A 374-nucleotide genomic window follows, 5' to 3' on the forward strand; every position below is an offset into this window, starting at 1 on the left:
GTGTTCTCTTGCGATTCTGTCAACTTAGGCTTGTTTTTCAGCTTCAACTCTTCGTTGATTTTTTTCACTAATTCGTTGTTCTTCAAGTGATTTCTCCTTAGCTTGCCTTATATGCTCATATTTTGCTTTCTCTTGCGTTTTAAGCTCTTGTTCATATAATTGTGCCACAATATCATTAAAGCCCTTATCTGCCCTTTTATGAGCCTTTTGAATCAATACGATACTTCTAGTTGTGTCGTCTGTTAAAATAAAGATAATTGCTCTCCTTTTTGCGCATCAATTGCTTACCTGATTGATAGCTTCAATAATATTATTGCCGACATTTATTAGAATTTCATCACTTACAATTACATTCTTTCTTGAAAATAGTTCGT

Annotated in this window: 1 protein-coding gene; it reads right to left on the minus strand. The window is 33.4% G+C overall.

The features are described 5' to 3' along the window. Nucleotides 1-24: 24 nt before the first annotated feature. On the minus strand, nt 25-216 hold the full coding sequence (locus tag FDW96_RS22130) for a hypothetical protein (protein WP_036853162.1): 192 nt from the start codon (nt 214-216) through the stop codon (nt 25-27). Nucleotides 217-374: the final 158 nt, after the last annotated feature.

It is taken from the genome of Citrobacter sp. TBCS-15 (genome assembly GCF_005280815.1).
Taxonomy (GTDB): domain Bacteria; phylum Pseudomonadota; class Gammaproteobacteria; order Enterobacterales; family Enterobacteriaceae; genus Citrobacter; species Citrobacter werkmanii.